The sequence below is a fragment of the Litchfieldia alkalitelluris genome, assembly GCF_002019645.1.
Taxonomy (GTDB): domain Bacteria; phylum Bacillota; class Bacilli; order Bacillales; family Bacillaceae_L; genus Litchfieldia; species Litchfieldia alkalitelluris.
In genome coordinates this window covers 2,643,885-2,664,070 of record NZ_KV917374.1, presented here as the reverse complement: position 1 = coordinate 2,664,070, position 20,186 = coordinate 2,643,885, and the positions used below count along the sequence as shown (strand labels likewise).

Annotated in this window: 16 protein-coding genes; 2 read left to right on the top strand and 14 right to left on the bottom strand. The window is 37.3% G+C overall.

Translation table 11 applies throughout. The features are described from left to right. Window positions 1-4 precede the first annotated feature (4 nt). The 6 genes from BK579_RS12255 to BK579_RS12230 form a co-directional block, all read right to left on the bottom strand. Window positions 5-1,000 carry a thiamine pyrophosphate-dependent dehydrogenase E1 component subunit alpha gene (locus BK579_RS12255; protein WP_078545864.1) on the bottom strand — a complete coding sequence of 332 codons (996 nt, stop codon included), beginning with the start codon at window positions 998-1,000 and terminating at the stop codon, window positions 5-7. A gap of 638 nt (window positions 1,001-1,638) precedes the next feature. Then, window positions 1,639-3,066, bottom strand: coding sequence for a dihydrolipoyl dehydrogenase (gene lpdA / locus BK579_RS12250; protein WP_078545862.1), 1,428 nt, complete (start codon window positions 3,064-3,066; stop codon window positions 1,639-1,641). Window positions 3,067-3,121: 55 nt separating this feature from the next. Next, window positions 3,122-4,231 carry a butyrate kinase gene (gene buk / locus BK579_RS12245; protein ID WP_078545860.1) on the bottom strand — a complete coding sequence of 370 codons (1,110 nt, stop codon included), beginning with the start codon at window positions 4,229-4,231 and terminating at the stop codon, window positions 3,122-3,124. Window positions 4,232-4,352: 121 nt separating this feature from the next. Beyond that, window positions 4,353-5,456, bottom strand: coding sequence for a branched-chain amino acid dehydrogenase (bcd, locus tag BK579_RS12240; RefSeq protein ID WP_078545858.1), 1,104 nt, complete (start codon window positions 5,454-5,456; stop codon window positions 4,353-4,355). Between the two features lie 74 nt (window positions 5,457-5,530). Beyond that, the gene (yqiS, locus tag BK579_RS12235; protein WP_078545856.1) at window positions 5,531-6,436 is read right to left on the bottom strand and encodes a phosphate butyryltransferase; all 906 of its coding nucleotides are present in this window, start codon (window positions 6,434-6,436) and stop codon (window positions 5,531-5,533) included. A 118-nt stretch (window positions 6,437-6,554) separates the two neighbouring features. Continuing rightward, window positions 6,555-8,624 carry a sigma 54-interacting transcriptional regulator gene (locus BK579_RS12230; protein WP_078545854.1) on the bottom strand — a complete coding sequence of 690 codons (2,070 nt, stop codon included), beginning with the start codon at window positions 8,622-8,624 and terminating at the stop codon, window positions 6,555-6,557. 221 nt (window positions 8,625-8,845) lie between these two features. Between BK579_RS12230 and BK579_RS12225 the strand changes: the two genes are divergently transcribed. Further along, window positions 8,846-9,079 (top strand): DUF2627 domain-containing protein, encoded by a 234-nt coding sequence (locus BK579_RS12225; RefSeq protein ID WP_078545852.1) that lies wholly within the window; start codon window positions 8,846-8,848, stop codon window positions 9,077-9,079. Window positions 9,080-9,156: 77 nt separating this feature from the next. On the opposite strand, the gene BK579_RS12220 is transcribed toward BK579_RS12225, so the two are convergent. After that, complete coding sequence (locus BK579_RS12220; RefSeq protein ID WP_078545850.1) at window positions 9,157-9,915, bottom strand: glycerophosphodiester phosphodiesterase; 759 nt, start codon at window positions 9,913-9,915, stop codon at window positions 9,157-9,159. A gap of 93 nt (window positions 9,916-10,008) precedes the next feature. On the opposite strand from BK579_RS12220, the gene BK579_RS12215 reads away from it, so the two are divergent. Continuing rightward, entirely contained in the window at window positions 10,009-10,146 is a 138-nt protein-coding gene (locus BK579_RS12215; RefSeq protein WP_078545848.1) for a YycC family protein, read from the top strand. Window positions 10,147-11,060: 914 nt separating this feature from the next. On the opposite strand, the gene spo0A is transcribed toward BK579_RS12215, so the two are convergent. The 7 genes from spo0A to BK579_RS12180 form a co-directional block, all read right to left on the bottom strand. Continuing rightward, a complete protein-coding gene (gene spo0A, locus BK579_RS12210; protein ID WP_204524713.1) occupies window positions 11,061-11,855 on the bottom strand; it encodes a sporulation transcription factor Spo0A in 795 nt (264 codons plus the stop codon). Window positions 11,856-12,244: 389 nt separating this feature from the next. Further along, entirely contained in the window at window positions 12,245-13,543 is a 1,299-nt protein-coding gene (spoIVB, locus tag BK579_RS12205) for a SpoIVB peptidase (RefSeq protein ID WP_078545845.1), read from the bottom strand. A gap of 110 nt (window positions 13,544-13,653) precedes the next feature. Further along, on the bottom strand, window positions 13,654-15,372 hold the full coding sequence (gene recN, locus BK579_RS12200; protein WP_078545843.1) for a DNA repair protein RecN: 1,719 nt from the start codon (window positions 15,370-15,372) through the stop codon (window positions 13,654-13,656). A gap of 48 nt (window positions 15,373-15,420) precedes the next feature. After that, window positions 15,421-15,870, bottom strand: a complete 450-nt coding sequence (gene ahrC, locus BK579_RS12195; protein ID WP_078545841.1) for a transcriptional regulator AhrC/ArgR — start codon at window positions 15,868-15,870, stop codon at window positions 15,421-15,423. Window positions 15,871-16,070: 200 nt separating this feature from the next. Next, window positions 16,071-16,904, bottom strand: a complete 834-nt coding sequence (locus tag BK579_RS12190; protein WP_078545839.1) for a TlyA family RNA methyltransferase — start codon at window positions 16,902-16,904, stop codon at window positions 16,071-16,073. Between the two features lie 2 nt (window positions 16,905-16,906). Then, on the bottom strand, window positions 16,907-18,799 hold the full coding sequence (gene dxs, locus BK579_RS12185; RefSeq protein ID WP_078545837.1) for a 1-deoxy-D-xylulose-5-phosphate synthase: 1,893 nt from the start codon (window positions 18,797-18,799) through the stop codon (window positions 16,907-16,909). Between the two features lie 9 nt (window positions 18,800-18,808). Next, window positions 18,809-19,411 carry a hypothetical protein gene (locus BK579_RS12180; RefSeq protein WP_078545835.1) on the bottom strand — a complete coding sequence of 201 codons (603 nt, stop codon included), beginning with the start codon at window positions 19,409-19,411 and terminating at the stop codon, window positions 18,809-18,811. Window positions 19,412-20,186 lie beyond the last annotated feature (775 nt).

Genomic DNA, 20,186 nt, shown 5'->3' with positions numbered 1-20,186 from the left:
CCCCTTACTGTTTCCCATATACATGCTCTAAAGCATATTCAGGCTCAGAATATGGTGCACTTTCTGCATAATCTGTCGCTTCATTTACTTGTTGTTGTACACGATCGTTAATTTCTTTCTCAAGTTCTTCTGTTAAAGCGCCAACCTCTTTTAAATACGCTACAAATGATAAAATAGGATCTTTCTTCTTCGCTTCAGCCACTTCATCTTGCTCACGATATGAACGATCATCGTCATCTGAAGAATGTGGTGTTAGACGATAAGAAATTGCTTCAATTAATGTCGGACCTTCACCACGGCGACCACGATCGGCAGCTTCCTTAACTGCTGCATATACCTCTAATGGACAATTTCCGTCTACTGTTACACCAGGCATTCCATAGCCAATTGCCCGATCTGAAATTTTCTCACAAGCCACTTGTTTTTCATAAGGTACAGAAATCGCATATTTATTATTTTCACACATGAAGATAACAGGAAGCTTATGAACTGCTGCAAAATTTGCTCCCTCGTGGAAATCACCTTGATTGGAAGATCCCTCTCCAAATGTAACGAAAGAAACGATGTCTTTTCCTTCCATACGTCCTCCAAGTGCGACACCAACTGCATGTGGTACTTGAGTAGTTACAGGAGAAGAACCTGTGATAATTCGGTTTTTCTTTTGTCCAAAATGGCCAGGCATTTGTCTTCCCCCAGAGTTTGGATCTTCGTGTTTAGCGAAGCCTGAAAGCATTAGTTCAGTGGCAGTCATCCCAAAAGCAAGAACAACGCCCATATCTCTGTAATATGGCAATACATAATCCTTCTCACGGTCAAGCGCAAAAGCTGCACCTACTTGTGCTGCCTCTTGTCCTTGACAAGAGATGACAAATGGGATTTTTCCTGCTCTGTTTAAAAGCCACATTCTTTCATCTATTTTTCTAGCTAGTAGCATTGTTTCGTATATTTCTATTACGTTTTTATCACTTAGTCCTAATACTTGGTGACGATTTGTTGTCATACTTTTCCCTCCTTCATTATATAAAAGGCTCTTTTCTAGGGTTATAATCCTAGTGTTTTGAGTAGTATTATAGTTGATATATTTTAAGAAAAGTTCCGTTTTTCCAGATAGTGAACAGTGAAAAAATAAGCTGCAGAATAACATTCTACCCTATTTAAGGTGTCTACCCTGAAAATAACTTTGGTTGTGGAGTTCCATGAGCTGCGATCCACTTGCTTTCCGCGGGGTGGTCCGTGAGCCTCCTCGTCGCCAGGGGCGGCTCCTGTGGGGTCTCACGAGACCACTATATCCCGCAGGAGTCAAGTGGCTCTCCGCTCATTCCACACTTAGTAAGTACCTATTTTCATACTCAATGGTGCGAAATACATATTTAGCATGGATGTCTACCCTGAAAATAACTTAGGTTGGAGAGTTCCATGAGCTGCGATCCACTTGCTTTCCGCGGGGTGGCCCGTGAGCCTCCTCGTCGCCCGAGGGCTCCTGCGGGGTCTCACGAGACCACTGGATCCCGCAGGAGTCAAGTGGCTCTTCGCTCATTTCACACTAGTTCGAGAACCTTTTCATCCGCCATCGTGTAAATACTCATTCTCATACCTAACTTGTGAGTAGAACCGAACCGAAACTTTTTCTTTTACTCATTAAGAATGAATCGCTTTACCTTCAACGGCTAGGGCTGCTTCGCCTATTGCTTCTGATAATGATGGGTGTGGGTGTATGGTGTGTGCAACTTCCCATGGGGTTGCATCCAATACACGAGCTAGCCCAGCTTCAGAAATCATATCTGTAACATGGGGACCAATCATATGAACACCCAATATATCATTCGTGATTTCATCAACAACTATTTTAACAAATCCATCTGATTCTCCAAAAACAAGTGCTTTTCCGATGGCTTTAAACGAGAATTTCCCTGTTTTAATCGAGTAACCTAATTTTCTTGCTTCGTCTTCAGTATATCCAACACTAGCAATCTCAGGGCTGCTGTATACACACTTCGAAACATTTGCATAGTTGATAGCTAGTGGCTGTTCATTTGCAATATGTTCAACCGCAACAATCCCCTCATGTGAAGCAACATGTGCCAACTGCAAACCACCTATCACATCACCAATTGCATATATATGAGATTCTTTCGTTTGATAAAATTCATTTGTTGCTATATAGCCATTCTCAATTTGAATCTCTGTATTTTCTAATCCAATTCCCTCAACATTGGCCTGGCGTCCTACTGACTGTAAAAGCTTTTCTGCAGTAAAGGTTTTAGTAGTCCCTTTATGTTCTGCACCAATTGTGACACCTTGACTATCTTTAGATAGCGTCTCAGGTAAAACTTTTGCCCCAGTAATAATTTTAATGCCTTTTTTCTTCATAACCCTCTGCATTTCCTTTGAAACCTCAGCATCTTCAGTTGGCAAGATTCGATCTGAGTATTCTAGCACAGTGATTTCTACACCAAAATCTGAAAGCATAGAAGCCCATTCAATACCTATAACCCCACCGCCAACGATAAGCATTGATTTCGGTAATTCTGACAATTCAAGAGCTTGATCCGAGGTTAAAATCAATTCATTATCCACATCAAGCCCAGGTAGTGTTCGGGGCCTTGAACCTGTTGCAATCACTACATTTTTAGGGATAAGCATGATATTATCGTCACCATTGTTCATTTCAACAGAAATTGTACCAGGCATTGGAGAAAAAATGGATGGGCCTAATATGCGGCCTGTTCCTTCATAGATGCTAATTTTCCCTTGCTTCATTAAATGCTGTACACCTTTATAAAGCTGATTAATAATTTTAGTTTTTCTTTCTTGAACCCTTGAAAAGTTAAGAGTAACATCAGAAGTTTCTACCCCAAACTCCTCACTGTTTCTTGTTTGTGCATATACTTCAGCACTTCGTAAAAGTGCTTTACTAGGTATACACCCAGAATGGAGGCATGTGCCACCTAGTTTAGCTTTTTCAACCACCGCTACCTTCAGTCCAAGCTGTGATGCTCGAATTGCAGCTACATAGCCACCAGTTCCACCGCCAAGGACCACTACATCATATTCTTCTGAAGCCATTGTTAAGCTCTCCTCTCATTATCCAAGGTTTTTTTCTTAGTAAAAGAAAAGATCCTTATTCAAAAACAGCTCTTTCTAAGTGTTTATTTGGATATTCTTTTTCTTGCTCTTCTCCCCGTAGCACACGTAATGCTCCTTCAGCAAGTGCTTGCAGCTCGTTTTCACCGGCATGGACAATCACATCAGCGATCCAATCCACTCGACTCGAAATCTCCGCAACAAATACCTTACTATAAGCTATTCCACCTGTTAAAATAATCGCATCAACCCGACCTGCTAATACTGCACTTGCTGAACCGATTTCCTTTGCAACCTGATAAGCCATTGCGTTATATACAAGTTTTGCCTTTTCATTCCCTGCTTTAATCATTTTTTCAACTTTCACTGCATCATTTGTGTCTAAATATCCAACAAGTCCACCTTGACCAACAAGTTTTTTCATAATTTCCTCACGGTAGTAATCACCTGAAAAACACAAGGAAACTAAATCACCTGCTGGCACTGTACCAGCTCGCTCCGGGCTAAATGGACCGTCACCATGTAGACCATTATTTACATCAATTACTTTTCCTTTTTTATGAGCACCGACCGTTATTCCGCCCCCCATATGAGTAACAATTAAATTTAGTTCCTCATATTTCTTACCAAGATCAATAGAAACACGTCTTGCAACAGCTTTTTGATTTAGGGCATGAAAAATACTTCTTCTTTCAATTAAAGGAAAGCCTGAGATTTTTGCGATAGGTTCAAGTTCGTCAACCACAACTGGATCAACGATATAAGATGGAATGTTTAACGCTGTTGCAATTTCGTATGCAATGATACCACCTAGATTTGAAGCATGCTGACCAGCATAACCAGCCTTTAAATCTTGGAGCATTAAATCATTTACAGCATAAGTTCCACCTTCTATTGGACGAAGTAAGCCACCACGTCCACAAACTGCACTTATTTTTGATATATTAATTCCTTCACTATCAAGCGTTTCGAGAATGGTATTTTTTCTAAACTCATACTGGCTAATAATAGAGTCAAAGGTGTTTATGACATCTGAATCATGTCGAATTGTTTTTTCAAACATGGATCGTTCGTTTTCAAACACACCTATTTTTGTTGACGTAGAGCCAGGGTTAATTACTAATATACGAAATTCCTTGTATTGCAATGTAATACCCTCCAGATCTTTTGTAAAGCCAAGTTAAAACCATCTACATATAAATCAAAGATGGAGGTTTGAAACATCTTCAGTTAAAAAGACTTATCCCCCATCTTCGTACATTATTTCATTATCTACCATTTCTTCGACTCAAGATATGATGGCCGTTTTGAAGAAACTGACTACGAGAATTACGCATTCTTTCAATACGTTCCTCAGCTAATCGATCTGCTGCAAGATAGGTTGGTATTCCATCACGTTTAGCAATCTGAATAACCTTTTCAATATTATTATAAATAAGTTCTACCTTTTTAATAGCACGTTCATAGTTATAACCATATAACTCATCTGCCACATTAATAACTCCACCCGCATTAATAACATAATCTGGTGCATAGACAATGCCTAATTCATGGATGATGTCACCGTGACGTGGTTCTTTTAATTGGTTATTAGCAGCTCCAGCAATTACTTTTGCTTTAAATTGTGGAATAGTATCATCATTTACAGATGCACCTAATGCACATGGAGCATAAATATCACAATCCACTCCATAAATTTCATCTACTTCAACTGCTTTAGCACCAAATTCCTCTACCGCTCGTTTGACTGCATCTTTATTAATATCTGTGACAATAAGTTGCGCCCCTTCTTCATGGAGGTACTTACAAAGAGTATAAGCAACATTTCCAACCCCTTGTACAGCTACAATTTTCCCCTCTAACGAATCAGTACCAAAAGCTTCTTTCGCAGCAGCTTTCATCCCGCGATATACACCATAAGCTGTCACCGGCGATGGATTTCCTGATGAACCAAATGCCGGAGAAATCCCTGTTACATAGTCTGTTTCTTCATGAATTAAATCCATATCAGCTACAGTTGTACCTACATCTTCGGCAGTTATGTAACGGCCATTTAAGCCTTGAATATAACGACCAAATGCACGGAACATCTCTTCATTCTTATCTTTACGAGGATCTCCGATAATAACCGTTTTTCCCCCACCAAGATTCAAACCAGCTACAGCGTTTTTATAAGTCATTCCCTTTGCCAAACGTAGGGCATCTTCAATTGCAGCATCCTCTGATTCATATGTCCACATTCTAGTTCCACCAAGAGCTGGTCCTAAAGTAGTATCATGTATCGCAATAATTGCCTTTAATCCAGATTGCTTGTCTTGACACAAAACCAATTGCTCGTAATCATACATTTCCATATATTTAAACATTTCCATTATTAATTCCTCCCCAATTCATACCACGATGTTGAAATTAGCTTGTTATATGTCTTTTTATCTGTTAACTAATTTTATTTCTCAGAGTAACATACCGCTAATGCTAGTGAATAAAGCTTACTTTCAGCTGAATCCGCCCTAGATGTTACTACAATAGGAACTTTTGCACCAGAGATAACTGCGCCTACTTTGGCTCCTGCAAAATACACAAGAGACTTGTATAAAATATTTCCTACTTCAATTGAAGGGACCACAAGTATATCAGCCATACCTGCTACTTCACTTTCAATTCCCTTTAATTTAGCAGCAGCTAACGACACAGCATTATCTAACCCTAAAGGCCCGTCAACTATACAGTTTTTAATTTGCCCACGACGATTCATCTGAGTTAAGACCGCTCCCTCTAAAGAAGCACTCATTGACGGATTAATTGTCTCAACCGCTGCTAGTGGGGCGACCTTAGGTGTCTCAACACCGATAGATCTAGCAACTGACACGGCATTGTTTAAAATTTCTACTTTCTGCTCTAGTGTTGGAGATATATTCATCCCAGCATCTGTCACAAAAATAAACCGATCGTAATTAGGAATCTCAAAAACAGCAGTGTGCGATAGTACTCTGCCTGTTCTAAGGCCATACTCTTTATTCAATACAGACTTTAATAATGTTGAAGTTTGAATGTTCCCTTTCATAAGTACATCTGCATCTTGTGAATGAACTGCTTTAACAGCTAATTCCGCTGACTTTTCCTTTGAATTACAATGAATCACTTTGATATCTTCATGCTTTACATATTCTTCACCCATTGAATGAAGCAATTCTAGCATTTTTTCTCGATCCCCGTATAAAAGGAAATTCCCAAGTTTATGATTGATTGCTTGAACAACAGCTTCTATTACCTCGTGATCTTCTGCAGCAGCAACAGCTATTGTCTTCTTGTTGATTTCTTTTGCTTTTCCAATTAGATTATTTAAAGTCATTAGAGATAAACCTTTCCTTTCTCTCTCAATACATATGCAAGAAGCGTGCCAACTTTTAATGTGTATAGAATTTAACAATTACGTCACATTCCTTGCATTTTTTTGCAAAACATGCAATTTATTGCATGCCACTATTTGCAAGGTTATATTTTTCAAGCTTATAATATAAACTTCGCAATGAGATTCCGAGCGACTTTGCAGTTATTGTTTTATTACCATCATGTCGATCCAGGACCTCTTTTATAGCTTTCGCTTCAAATATCTCCACCATTTCTGAGAGAGGTTGATCTTTCTCAATTACAACCTGAGTACCATTGCTTGGTTCAGGATTATTTATCGTAGATAACGATTGAATGTGTTTAATGTCTATAAAGAACTCATTAGAATTCATGAAAATAACAGCCCGTCCAAGAACATTTTCAAGTTCCCTTACATTTCCTGGCCAATCATAAAGCATGAGATAATCGATTGCCTCCGGTGTTAACCCTTCTATTTTCCGACCATAATCCTGGTTAATTTTATGTAGTAAATGATGTGAAAGTTCTGTAATATCTTGCTTCCTCATCCTCAGTGGTGGAATATGTATCGGCATCCGGTTAAGTCGATAATATAAATCTTCTCGAAACGCCCCAGTCGAAATTGCTTTTTCTAGGTTTACATTCGTTGCAGCAATCACTCTAACATTGATCGTAATAGACTTTGTCCCCCCAACACGAACAATTTCATTTTCCTGTAGAACTCTTAATAGTTTTGCTTGTGTATTAGCAGATAATTCACCGATCTCATCTAAGAAAATACTTCCGTTATTAGCTTCTTCAAATAATCCACGCTTACCACCGCGTTTAGCCCCTGAAAATGCTCCTTCTTCATAACCAAAAAGTTCACTTTCTAATAATGATTCTGACAGAGCTGCACAATTCACCCGAACAAACTTGTTAAATTTTCGGTCACTAGCATTATGGATGGCATGAGCGAACAATTCTTTTCCTGTTCCAGATTCCCCTCGCAACAGAACCGTCGCTGGCGTTTTTGCACCTAGCTTCGCTTGTTCAATTGCCACCTTCATTTCCTCAGATATTGCAATAATATCTTCAAACGAATATTTAGCTTCTAGCGTACGAATAATTTGTCTTGCACGATGAAGTTCGTTAGTTAAAGTTCGGATTTCAGACATATCATGGATGACCGCAACACTTCCCTTTAACTTACCTTCAACTATAATCGGAGCAACATTAACAACAACGTCCCGTTTGTTAGGACCAACTTTTAATTTAAAGCCCCGAACCGGTCTTCTTGTCGTTAAAACTTGCATATGCATACTTTCACCTTCAGAAATATCTACATCCGCAGGCTTTCCAATAACTTCTTCCTCAGTAAGCCCCGTTATTCTCGTATACGCTGGATTAATTATAATTCCTCTTCCTTGCTCGTCTACAACTGAAATCGCATCATCCGACGACTGAATGACTGCTTCAAGCATTGTATGTATTTCCATTAAGTTCGTTATCTCCGCAGCAAGAGTAACCACCTCAGTAATTTCTTTAAATACTGCAAATGCACCGAAAAGAATCCCCGACTCATTTATCATCGGAATTCTTGTCGTTATAATTTTCTTTCCATTGTGTAAAAGCAACTCTTGGTTCACTTCAATTTTTCTAGAAGAAAGAACACCAGGCAGTCTACTTAATGGAATAACTTTATCAATATGTCGACCAATAGCTTCCGCTTTTGGTATTTCTGTTATTTTTTCAGCACTTTTATTGAACAGAATAATCTCACAATCCTGATTAACAACAATCATTCCGTCATGGGTAGAATTAAAAATCAGGTCATGCTTATAAGATTCATCTCTAAGTTTTGATATTAACTCTTCCTTCTCTTCCATCAACTGAGCTGTTACATGTGCAACAGAACTGGGAATAACAACTGTACGTTTCCCTCTAACTTCCCTAATAGCTTGAAACACTTTTTCATTTCCAGTTGCTTCAACAACGATATCTATTTTATCTGATAAGTAGTTCCGCCAATCATCGTCGTCAGGAATATTTAATTTCTTAGCTAATAGTCTACCTGGGGCACTTGGATTTATATCAATAACAGCTATTATTCTTATCATCTTTGTATTATAAAGATTTTCTAATAAAGCTGTTCCACCTTTTCCAGCACCTACTATTAATACTGTTTGCAAATACCCCAACTCCTTGTATCCGGCTTCTACTTTCTAAAATCAGTTAATAACATAAACACTGTATTAAATTTGCAATATTTTGCACACTCTTTCATTTGACACATACTTAAAGTGCAATTTCTTGCATACCCTTATCATACTTAACTTTTTCTTACTTGACAAATCTTTTTTTTAGAATAACAATCGATATAGAGATTATTTTTCTTGAAAGGAAAAAAGCTATGCAACGAATTATCGCTTTAATTATTATGTTAATTCCAGGTGTTATCGCTGCCTACGGAATAAAACTCATGCGGGACATGATTTTTAATATCATTCATCCACTCATTCCCTATGGTTGGCTTCAATTCTTAATCGGGTTAATTTTCTTTATTATAGGTCTTGGGTTTATTGCCGGTTTTGTTCTACATCGTGATCGCAAAAGAAACAAAGTTCAGAAGCGATTTCAAAAATAAAAAGAGGTGTGTTCTCCAAATATCGAGAACACACCTCTTTTTCGATCATTTTTTTTAGAAAAGAGATTCTTCGTAAATCATAAAAACCCAAGTATTTTACTTCCTGCACCCTTATCTCTTATTTCAAGTGCCTTTGAAGGGTAGTCAGTAATGATGGCATCACAGTTAAAATCAATTAATTTTTTCATTTCTTTTTTATCATTTATTGTAAACGGACGAATGGCAACTTTGTTCTGACGACAGGCTTCCACAATATCTAGTCGAACAGTTCTACGGTAGGGATGTATTGCTCCTAAATGCAGGATTTTTGCATATTCCCACGGTTCATACATTTTCTCCATATAAAGGATTGCCCCTTCGATTGTCGGATCAATCTTATATGCTTTCACTAAACTTTCGTGATTAAACGATGAGAAAATCACTCTGTTTTGGAGTTTGTATTTATGTACTAATTCAATCGACTTCCTTTCAAGACCCTCATACTCGAATAAACTATTTTTAAATTCTACATTTATTTCAAGCTGATTTGATTCCGCCCATTCAAAGACCTCTTCTAAAGTAGGAATTCCACAAAACCCATATTTTTTTGAAAATTTATGGCTCGCATCTAGTTTTTTCAACTCTTTAACACTGAGATCTTTTACATAACCTTTACCATTAGTTGTTCGATCAACCTTCTCATCATGAATAACGACAACCTCGCCATCTTTTGACAATTGTACATCAAGCTCAATTCCATCAGCACCAACCTCTGCTGCTTCCTTGAACGAAATCATTGTATTTTCAGGATGTGTCCCCGCTGCTCCTCTATGACCAAATATCTTTGTTTTTTTCATTGCTGGTCCTCTCCTTTTTGTTATACTAATATTAAGCATCATAACGATTTTAATCGTACTTTATAATCACCATCTATAAGGAGGGTTTTTCACATGAAACCACTACAAATAAGTGCAGAAACTGCACAAAAATTAGCAAAGGCACTGGGCGTACCTTTGGAACAAGTTATGCATATGCCACAACATATTTTAATTCAAAAAATGGTTGAGCTTGAAAAAGAGGATAAATAACTACATCTATCATTTAGAGTAATGTATGTACAATATGGGAACTTTTATTTGTCTTCTATCATCATAATTCCATAGTATCATATTTATTCTATAATATTCTGTAAAAAACAGTTTACCATTTTGTAAATCAATTAAAGAGAACCACATTAAGAACCGGGCTAACACCCGGTCCTTTTTTGTATAATGAAATCAGATGAGTTGAACTCTATGACAACCACTCCTCATCATTACAAAGGATACATTTATCCACCACACTTTTTACACTCTACTTTTGCTTTCTTTTTGAATGGCTGTGTACTATTAATGTTGATTTGTGGTTGAATTTAAACGGAAAAATTCCGCTTAAATTGGGAAATATCAACATTTCCCTAACAATAACCGGAGTTTTTCCGCTTATATGAACCTAATCTTTAGATTTAGTCATACATTAGAGGAGTTTACCGGAATATTTCCGCTTATATCTGCTACTTTAGCCCCTACCAGACACATTAACCGGAATTTCTCCGCCTATGAGTTCCAATGCCTACCCTAATGACCGATAACATATGATCTGTTCCATTATTAATTCTTAAGAAGATGTCGATGGTGGAAGAAGACATCACGTGTAATCCTAAAAATTCATCTTAGAAGGCGCTTTTTTGCTTATCCGTTGGCTTATCCGTTGTGATTACATGCCTTACACCTAGATCCACTGGTGCCTGGTGCTAGACACCACACTCGGTTAATATTGTATATATTCTTATCTAACAAAAAAACACCTCTTATCTGTTGAAAATACTTCAACAAATAAAAGGTGTTTCTTATATTTCAATTATCGTAAACTCTTGCGCTATAGAATATCATTTAAAGATATGTTTAAACAGGCCAATATTCACACCACAAGTGATTGAATTTCACTCAGAGTCCTTACCCCTTCAAGAAGCTTTATGCTCTAAACGAAGCTTATCAGCCACCATCGCAATAAATTCTGAATTGGTTGGTTTAGCTTTCGACATGCTTACAGTATAACCGAATAATGAAGAGATTGAATCAATATTCCCGCGACTCCATGCTACCTCAATTGCATGACGAATAGCACGCTCTACACGGCTAGCAGTTGTATTATATTTCTTTGCGATATCTGGATACAGAACCTTTGTAATTGATCCCAGTAGTTCAATATCATTATATACCATTGAAATTGCTTCACGAAGATATAAATATCCTTTAATATGAGCAGGAACACCTATTTCATGAATGATACTCGTAATATTTGCATCTAGATTTCTAGGTCCTGAATTTTCCACCTGTGTCTTATATCCAGCTAGTGGTCTTTTGATGACTGTAGTTGACTTTCCACTTACTTGGCGAATATGACTTCCAAGATTATCAAGGTCAAATGGCTTTAAAATAAAATAAGAAGCGCCTAAATCAACAGCCTTTTTAGTTACATCTTCTTGGCCAAAGGCAGTAAGCATAATTACATTCGGCATCTGTTCTAAGCTCATCTCACGTAATTTTTCTAAAACAGCCAACCCGTCAAGATGTGGCATAATAATATCTAATAATAATACATCAGGTTGTTGGTCTTGTAATAAGTTCAAACAATCTTGACCATTATATGCTACTCCAAGAACTTCCATATCTTCTTGGCTTGATACATACTCTTCTAATAGGTTAACTAATTCCTTATTATCATCCACTATACAAACCTTTATTTTCTTCAACATTTGTTCCTCCTCAAAAATCTAAGTCCCTTTAAATATCTTATGTGTATATCTCTATTCTAAAGAATCAATTCGACAATGCAATAAAAAATCCTTTATTTTTTGAAAAAAATCGTAAAAAAACATTGAAATCTAGATTTATCTCCATTATACTTAATAATTCGACTAAAAATGTCATTTGACAAAATTCACCCTATGATTTTGTCGAAAAATCTTTCTATTACTAATATAAGGCTAAAAAAAAGTTTTGTAAAACATATTTTGCTAAATTTTCGTAAGATTTACATAAAGCACTAATTAAGATAAAACTTAAAGATTTTCCTTGGATACTTTGACCTAGTATTCCATTTTCTCTCTTAGATAACCCATAAAAAAAAGCAAAAGCGAGAGCATTAGCTCGCTTTTTGCTTTTTATCCTTGCTATAAATATCGATACCAGCTTCATTAAGCATCCATTCAATGTGTACACCATAACCTGATGTAGGATCATTGACGAATACATGTGTAACAGCACCGATTAATTTTCCATCTTGAATGATCGGACTTCCACTCATACCTTGGACAATCCCACCGGTTTTACTTAGTAAACGTTCATCAGTTATTTTTACAACCATTCCTTTTGTTGCAGGGAATTTCTGCGGAACTGAGCTGATTACTTCAACGTCAAATTCTTCGACCTTGTCATTTTCTACCACGGTTAAAATTTTTGCGGGACCTTCTTTTACTTGATTTGAAAGCGTGATTGGTATGGGCTTATCCATAATCCCATTATTCACTTGTTTATTCAATTCACCGAAAATCCCAAAAGGGCTATTTCGAGTGATATTTCCAATAATTTCTTTATCTGATGAGAAACGTGCTAACTTCTCACCTGGTTCACCATTACTTCCTTTATGAATTGAAGTAACTGTCGATCTAACGATTTGTCCATCTTGGACAACAATCGGTTTTTTTGTATCCATGTCAGAGATCACATGCCCTAAGGCACCGTATTTTTGTGTATCAGGATGGTAAAATGTCATTGTACCAATCCCTGCAGCTGAATCTCGGATATATAAACCGATACGAAATGATTTATCATTTTTGTCCTTCATCGGAATAAGCTTTGTTTTAAATTCTTCATTTTCTCGAGCAATGACTAAGTTTAACGGTTCTCCTGTTTTACCAGCTTCTTGAACGAATGGTGTTACATCACTCATTTTTTCAATTTTCTTTCCGTTAATTTCTTTAATAATGTCCCCAACTTCAACCCCTGCAATTTCTCCAGGTGATTGTTTTCCATCTTCGGTCTCTATTTGGTGGTGTCCTACAACTAAAACTCCTAATGTATTTAGTTTAACACCTATTGACTGTCCGCCAGGAATCACTTTAAAATCTGAAAGTACATCCACATCCATCTTTTTTACGGGTACACCCGCAAGTTCAAGCATCATTGTGCCTTCACCACTTTCTTTCCCATTAATCGAAAGGGTGTTATCTTCTTTGTTTGAAGAAAATGCTTCAACATCATCGCCATAGCTTATTTTTGCGGAAACTGGCAACGAAGTATCTAATGAATAGTCTTGTCCTTCAAAAAGGGTTAACTGATTTGGAATGTTAATCATTTCTTTTAAAGGCTGGCAGAACCCTAATGCTACTAGTGAAACAAGGAGAAATGCACCTATAATTTTTCTAATTTTATCTCTATTCAAATCAAATCACTCTCCTCGCTCCTAACCCACACACCATTACTTGGCTACATTCTTTAATTTGGCCTTAACACCGAACATTTATAACTAAAAATGAACTAAAAAATGCTACCCTATTTGGATAGCATTTCTTTTTTTGTATTTTGTGCAAGTTGCAATAGTTCTTTTGCATGTTCTGTCGTTAAATCAGTAATTTCAGCACCTGCAATCATTCTGCCTATCTCGATCACCTTTTCTTCTTTAGACAAAGCCTTTATTGAAGTTTTGGTTCGATTATTGGTAATTTCTTTAGAGATATACAAATGAGTATCCGCCATGGCTGCGACCTGCGGAAGATGCGTTATACATAAAACTTGTGAACCTACTGATATATTGTACATTTTTTCAGCGATCGCTTGGGCCACACGACCACTTACACCAGTATCCACTTCATCAAATATAATCGAAGTGATTCCTTGATGTACTGAAAATATACTTTTCATCGCAAGCATAATCCGTGATAACTCTCCGCCCGAAGCAATTTTTGATAATGGTTTCAATGGTTCTCCTGGATTTGTCGAGAGATAAAACTCTACAGCATCAATACCATCCTTTTTAAAGCTTCCTATTTTATTTTCCGAATCAAGTGTACTTGAAAAAACGATATCAAAGGATGTTTTTTCCATGTATAAATCCCTTAATTCCTGGTGGATATTATCTATAAGAACTTTAGCAAATTGTTTTCGAATCGACGTAATATTTTTAGCCTCAACTAAAAGGTCTTGAGTGACTGATTGTAATTCCTTTTTAAGTTTTTCAACCAACCCATCACGATTTTCAATTGTATCAAGTTCCTCTTGAATGTTTGAGGCATATTCAAGAATCTCTTCTACATCTTGACCATATTTTCTCTTTAAATGCGTGATTTCATTCAATCGCCCTTCAATAAAGTCCAATCTCTTTGGATTAAAGTCTAAGTTATCGAGTTGGTCACGGATTTTATAGGACATCTCCTCAAGCATATAAAAGCTATTTGAGATCGTTTCATGAATCAACTTAAGTTCATCATCCAAATCTGAAATTCCCTCAGTGTGACTCATTGCTAATCCAATCCAGTCTAATCCCTTTTGTTCCCCATTGAGAGCATTGTAGCTATTTTGAAGTGCCCGATAAATTTTATCATAGTTAGATATCTTTCGCTTTTCCTCTAATAGGTCGATATCCTCTTTAGGTTGTAACCTTGCTTGTTCAATCTCTCGGAGTTGAAACTGTATTAAATCTAAACGGTGAGCCATTTCTTGCTCACTTTCAGTAAGCTTTTTCATTTGATTGTTAACATCGTTGTATTTTTTAAATATAGAGCGATATTCTTGAACTGAACTTGCAATTTTCTCCCCACCATACTCATCAAGCAAAGCCATATGTTGATCTGAAAACATAAGATCCTGATGCTCATGTTGCCCATGAATATCGATTAATGATCGTCCAAACTCCCTTAAGATGGCGATTGTAACAAGCTTTCCATTAATGCGACACACACTTTTTCCGTTCATCGCTATATCTCTACGTAAAACAACCATGCCATCACTTATTTCTAGACCAAATTCTACTGCTTTCGTAAAGCAGGGGTGGTTTTGATCATCTAGCAAAAATAACCCTTCGATTTCTGCTCTTTTTTCACCAAAACGAACAAATTCTGAAGAGCCCCTTCCACCTACTAGCAGATGAATGGCATCGATAATAATGGATTTTCCTGCACCAGTTTCTCCTGACAAAACTGTTAACCCTTTTTCAAACGAAATGGATAGTGATTCAATAATTGCAAAATTATTTATTGATAGCTCTGCTAGCAAATAGAATCACGCCACCTTTCTCTATTTTATTTATTTGATTGTTATATTTTAAAGCATGTCAATAAATCGTTGAGAAATCTCATCTGTGACTTGATCTGATCTACAAATAATCAAAATCGTATCATCACCACAAATGGTACCAAGAATTTCTTCCCAATCTAGATTATCTATTAGTGCCCCAATGGCATTCGCATTTCCTGGCAATGTTTTCATGACAATTAATTGCCCAGCACCGTCGATACGAACAAATGCATCCATCAGAGCTCGTTTAAGCTTTTGAAGGGGATTAAAGCGTTGATCGGCTGGTAAACTGTATTTGTATCTGCCATCAATGAGAGGAACCTTTACTAAATGCAATTCTTTTATATCTCTGGATACGGTTGCCTGGGTAACATTAAACCCTGCATCCTTTAAGATATCAACTAGCTCATCTTGTGTTTCAATATCATTATTAGTAATAATATCTCTAATTTTTATGTGACGCTGACCTTTATTCATGTTGGCACCTCGCAAAATAAAATACCTATAACTCACATTGTATTTTTATACCCTTAATGTTAGCCGATAACGTCAAAAATGTACATTTTTTTTGAAAAAATTTTACACATTGTCGAATTTAGCCCAAAGACAAAAAGATGACTAATCAAACTTCAACTAAATTTTCATTAGTTTTGTTTTATCTTAGTCATCAATAGGTTTTATTCATTCTTTTCTTTAAGTATTCGGTGAGCCTGAGCAACAACTTCATTAGGAGAAACAGATGATTGAATCTCGCCAATATGATCGGGTTCAAGCCATTTTAAGTGGACTAAAAATTCGATGTTACCATCTCCACCGGTAATTGGCGAAAACGATAAATTGACACAATCATAGCCTTCAGCGATTGCAAAATCGACAATTTTGTTAATAACCTGTTCATGAACTTTAGGGTCTCTAACAATCCCTTTTTTTCCAACTTGTTCTCTTCCTGCTTCAAACTGAGGTTTAATAAGAGCAACAACATCACTGTTTGGAACAAGAATCGTTTTTAATACTGGCAAAATCAATTTAAGCGAAATGAATGAAACATCGATGCTAGCAAAAGTTGGTAGGCCTTCCTGAAAATCCTCAGGTTTCACATAACGGAAATTCGTCCTTTCCATTACGACTACCCTTTCATCCTGCCTCAATTTCCACGCTAACTGATTATAGCCAACATCAAGTGCATATGAAAGTTTAGCGCCATTCTGAAGTGCACAATCAGTAAATCCACCTGTTGAAGAACCGATATCTATTAGTATTTTATCAGTAATCGTTAGTTCGAATTCTTGAAGCGCCTTTTCTAACTTTAGACCCCCGCGACTTACATAAGGCATTACTTTCCCCTTAATAGTTAAAGGGATTTCACGATCCACTTTTTCTCCAGGCTTGTCTAGTCTTTCTTCATTAGAATAGACTAGACCTGCCATGATTGTTCTCTTTGCCTTTTCTCTGGTCTCGATCAGACCACGTTCAACAAGGATCACATCTAATCGTTCTTTTTTTGTTCCCATAATCATGCCCTTTTTTGTTTTTTTGGTAAAATGCGATGAACTCTTTTTTGAACGTCCTCGGTCGTTAGTCCAATTTCTTCTAAAAGTTCATTAACATTTCCATGTTCAATAAACTTGTCTGGAATTCCCATTCGATCAATCGTGGATTGATAATAACCTTTGTCATGCGCAAATTCAATTACAGCACTTCCAAATCCACCCTGTAGAACAGCTTCCTCAATTGTTAAGATAGGCATTTTTGATGCAAATAATCCATGAAGCATATCTTCATCAAGCGGTTTAATAAATCTTGCATTTATCACTTTTACAGAAACATCTTCGGCTTCTAATTTTTCAGCTGCTTCAAGTGCCATCGGTATCGTAGTACCGAATGTTAAAATGGCAATATCTTGTCCATCCTTTAACACTTCCCAAGAACCAATCGGTAATGCTTTTAAGGTTTCATCCATCTTAACCCCTAAACCGTTTCCTTTTGGATATCGAATAGCTATCGGTCCTTCATTATAATCAATTGCAGTTTTAACCATGTGTTGACCTTCATTTTCATCTTTTGGCATCATTAGAACCATATTAGGAATATGCCTTAAGAAGGCGATATCAAAAACACCTTGATGTGTTTCTCCATCAGCCCCAACCAATCCTGCTCGGTCAATTCCAATAAACACATTTAAGTTTTGACGACAAATATCATGGACAACTTGATCATAAGCCCTTTGTAGAAAGGTCGAGTAAATCGCTAAAAATGGCTTCATATCTTGTGTGGCTAGGCCAGCTGCCATGGTTGCTGCATGTTGCTCAGCGATCCCAACATCATACATTCTCTCTGGAAACTCTTTCGCAAAGTTCTCAAGCTTTGATCCCACAGGCATCGCCGGTGTAATCGCCACAATGCGGTCATCCTCACGAGCTAGCTTCCTAACTGTTTCACTTACTAACGAACTCCATGCCGGTGCAATGTTAGTAGGTTTTACAAAATCACCTGTTTCAATTTTATATGGACCTGTTCCATGCCAAGTACCAATCGTATCAGACTCGGCTGGGCGATACCCTTTACCTTTTTTTGTTAAAACATGTAAAAGTACGGGACCCTTCGTCTTTTTCGCGTATTGGAGATTTTCGAATAGATCATCGTAATTATGTCCATCTACTGGTCCGAGATAAGTAAATCCTAGTTCTTCAAAAAAGACACCAGAAACAAGAAAATATTTCAAGCTATCTTTTACCCGCTCAGCTGTGCTTGCAAGCTTTCCACCAACTGCAGGGATTTTTTTCAGAAGATATTCTAGCTCATCTTTAACCCAATGATACTTCCCAGCCGTTCTTAATCTTCCAAGAACATTATGAAGTGCTCCAACATTTGGCGCAATAGACATTTCATTGTCGTTCAAGATTACGATCATATCTTTCTTTTCATGCCCTATATGATTTAACGCTTCAAGGGCCATTCCACCAGTTAATGCTCCATCACCAATAATCGGTAAAATAAACTCTCCACTTTTTTTCAAATCTCTCGCAACAACCATGCCCATTGCTGCTGATAAACTCGTTGAGCTATGACCAGTTTCCCAAACATCATGCTCACTCTCATTACGCTTAGGAAAACCACATAACCCCTCGTATTGGCGTAGCGTATCGAAGTCACAAGCTCTACCAGTAAGAATTTTGTGAACATAAGACTGATGCCCAACATCCCAAATAAATTTATCTTTTGGGCTATCAAATTCTTTGTGTAATGCGATAGTTAGTTCCACTACCCCAAGATTTGGACCAATGTGTCCTCCAGTAACAGATAGCTTTTCTATTAAAAATTTTCTAATTTCTTTACTTAGCGCCTCTAATTCTTGATTTGTCATATCCTTTAAAAACGCTGGATTTTTTATTGCTGATAGATCCAAGAGGACCACTCACTTTCGGTTCGAATTTCTCTGTTTCTTTTTATCCTTTATTATCACAATTTTAAACTTGTTTTCAATAAAATGAAAGATGCGACCAACTTGAAATATGATTTCGGTTGAAAATCGAATCGCCATCGACTTACCAATCGCCTTGCCACCAACTGTTAAGGCAGCGACCAGGCTTGTAAAAACAACTGACACAACATAGTGAAAAACAGATCCTTCAGTATGTTGCGTAGACACAGTTAACTGCAAAACAACAATCGCAGTCGCGGTTCCACTGATAATTCCGGAAATATCACCTATAACATCATTACAAAAGCTAGCAAACCGATCAGCATTACGAACGATATGTATAGCACTTTTTGACCCATTTACCTTTTTAGATGCCATTGCATGGAATGGCACTTCATCAGCTGCTGTTGCTGCAATTCCTAGCATATCAAAAAAGATCCCTATAAGTACAATTATTAAAACAACTAATGTACCAACAGCCCATGTTAGTCCTGATAAAGCAAAGGTTGAAACAATAGTAAAAATAGCCGCTAACACAAAAGTGATAACGGCAATCCCAAGACTCCAATTTATTGATTCACGTATATGTTGTTTCATTATAGTTTTCACCTATTTCTTAGTTAGGCTCTATTTTTACATATAAACACTTCTTTTTTTGAAGTAATTATAGTTAAAGAAAAAAACTAGCCAATTAAAAAATACTATGTAAATGGTGGTCATATGAAAAGTAAATTTTACGGCTTAGGTCCAGTAGGATTTCCCAAGTAGATACCAAGTGTCGCCACCGTGGCGGTTTCCCTTCAAACCTACCTTAGCATTGTCACCAAGTGCTAGACTGGATTACCACTTAGTCCGTACTGCAATCCTTTTCACATGTCAGAAAAGAACAGTCTAGGAGTTTTCCTCGAACAATTCTTAACCAGTCCCTAGCCTCTTTTGCAAAGTTAATTTCATATGGGCTTACCTTCTGGATATATCAATGGCCAACTGACATATACATTCCAACCATAATCCCCTTAACTCCACTCAAGGCAGGCTACGCTGCTTGAATCTCCTCCTGAGACCAACACAGGTTCATACCCCACCCCATAGGATCGAAACTGACTCCTACAAAAATGGGCCTCCACGGAAGCAGGGTCAACGCCCACATGCCATTGTGGATCGCCCTGCGACCTTAACCCCCAACACCAACCCAAGGCTGGGCGCCTCAAGCCAGCGCAAGGGACTTCATCGATGTGCCCTTTGACGGATTTTTAGGCCCGTCTTCAGGATTGGAGAATTGACTAGAATACTGCACCACCATTTTTCTAAGGTTAAGTATATCATAATCTTGATGACTTCTCAATCGAATGGGAATTATTGGACAAGCAAG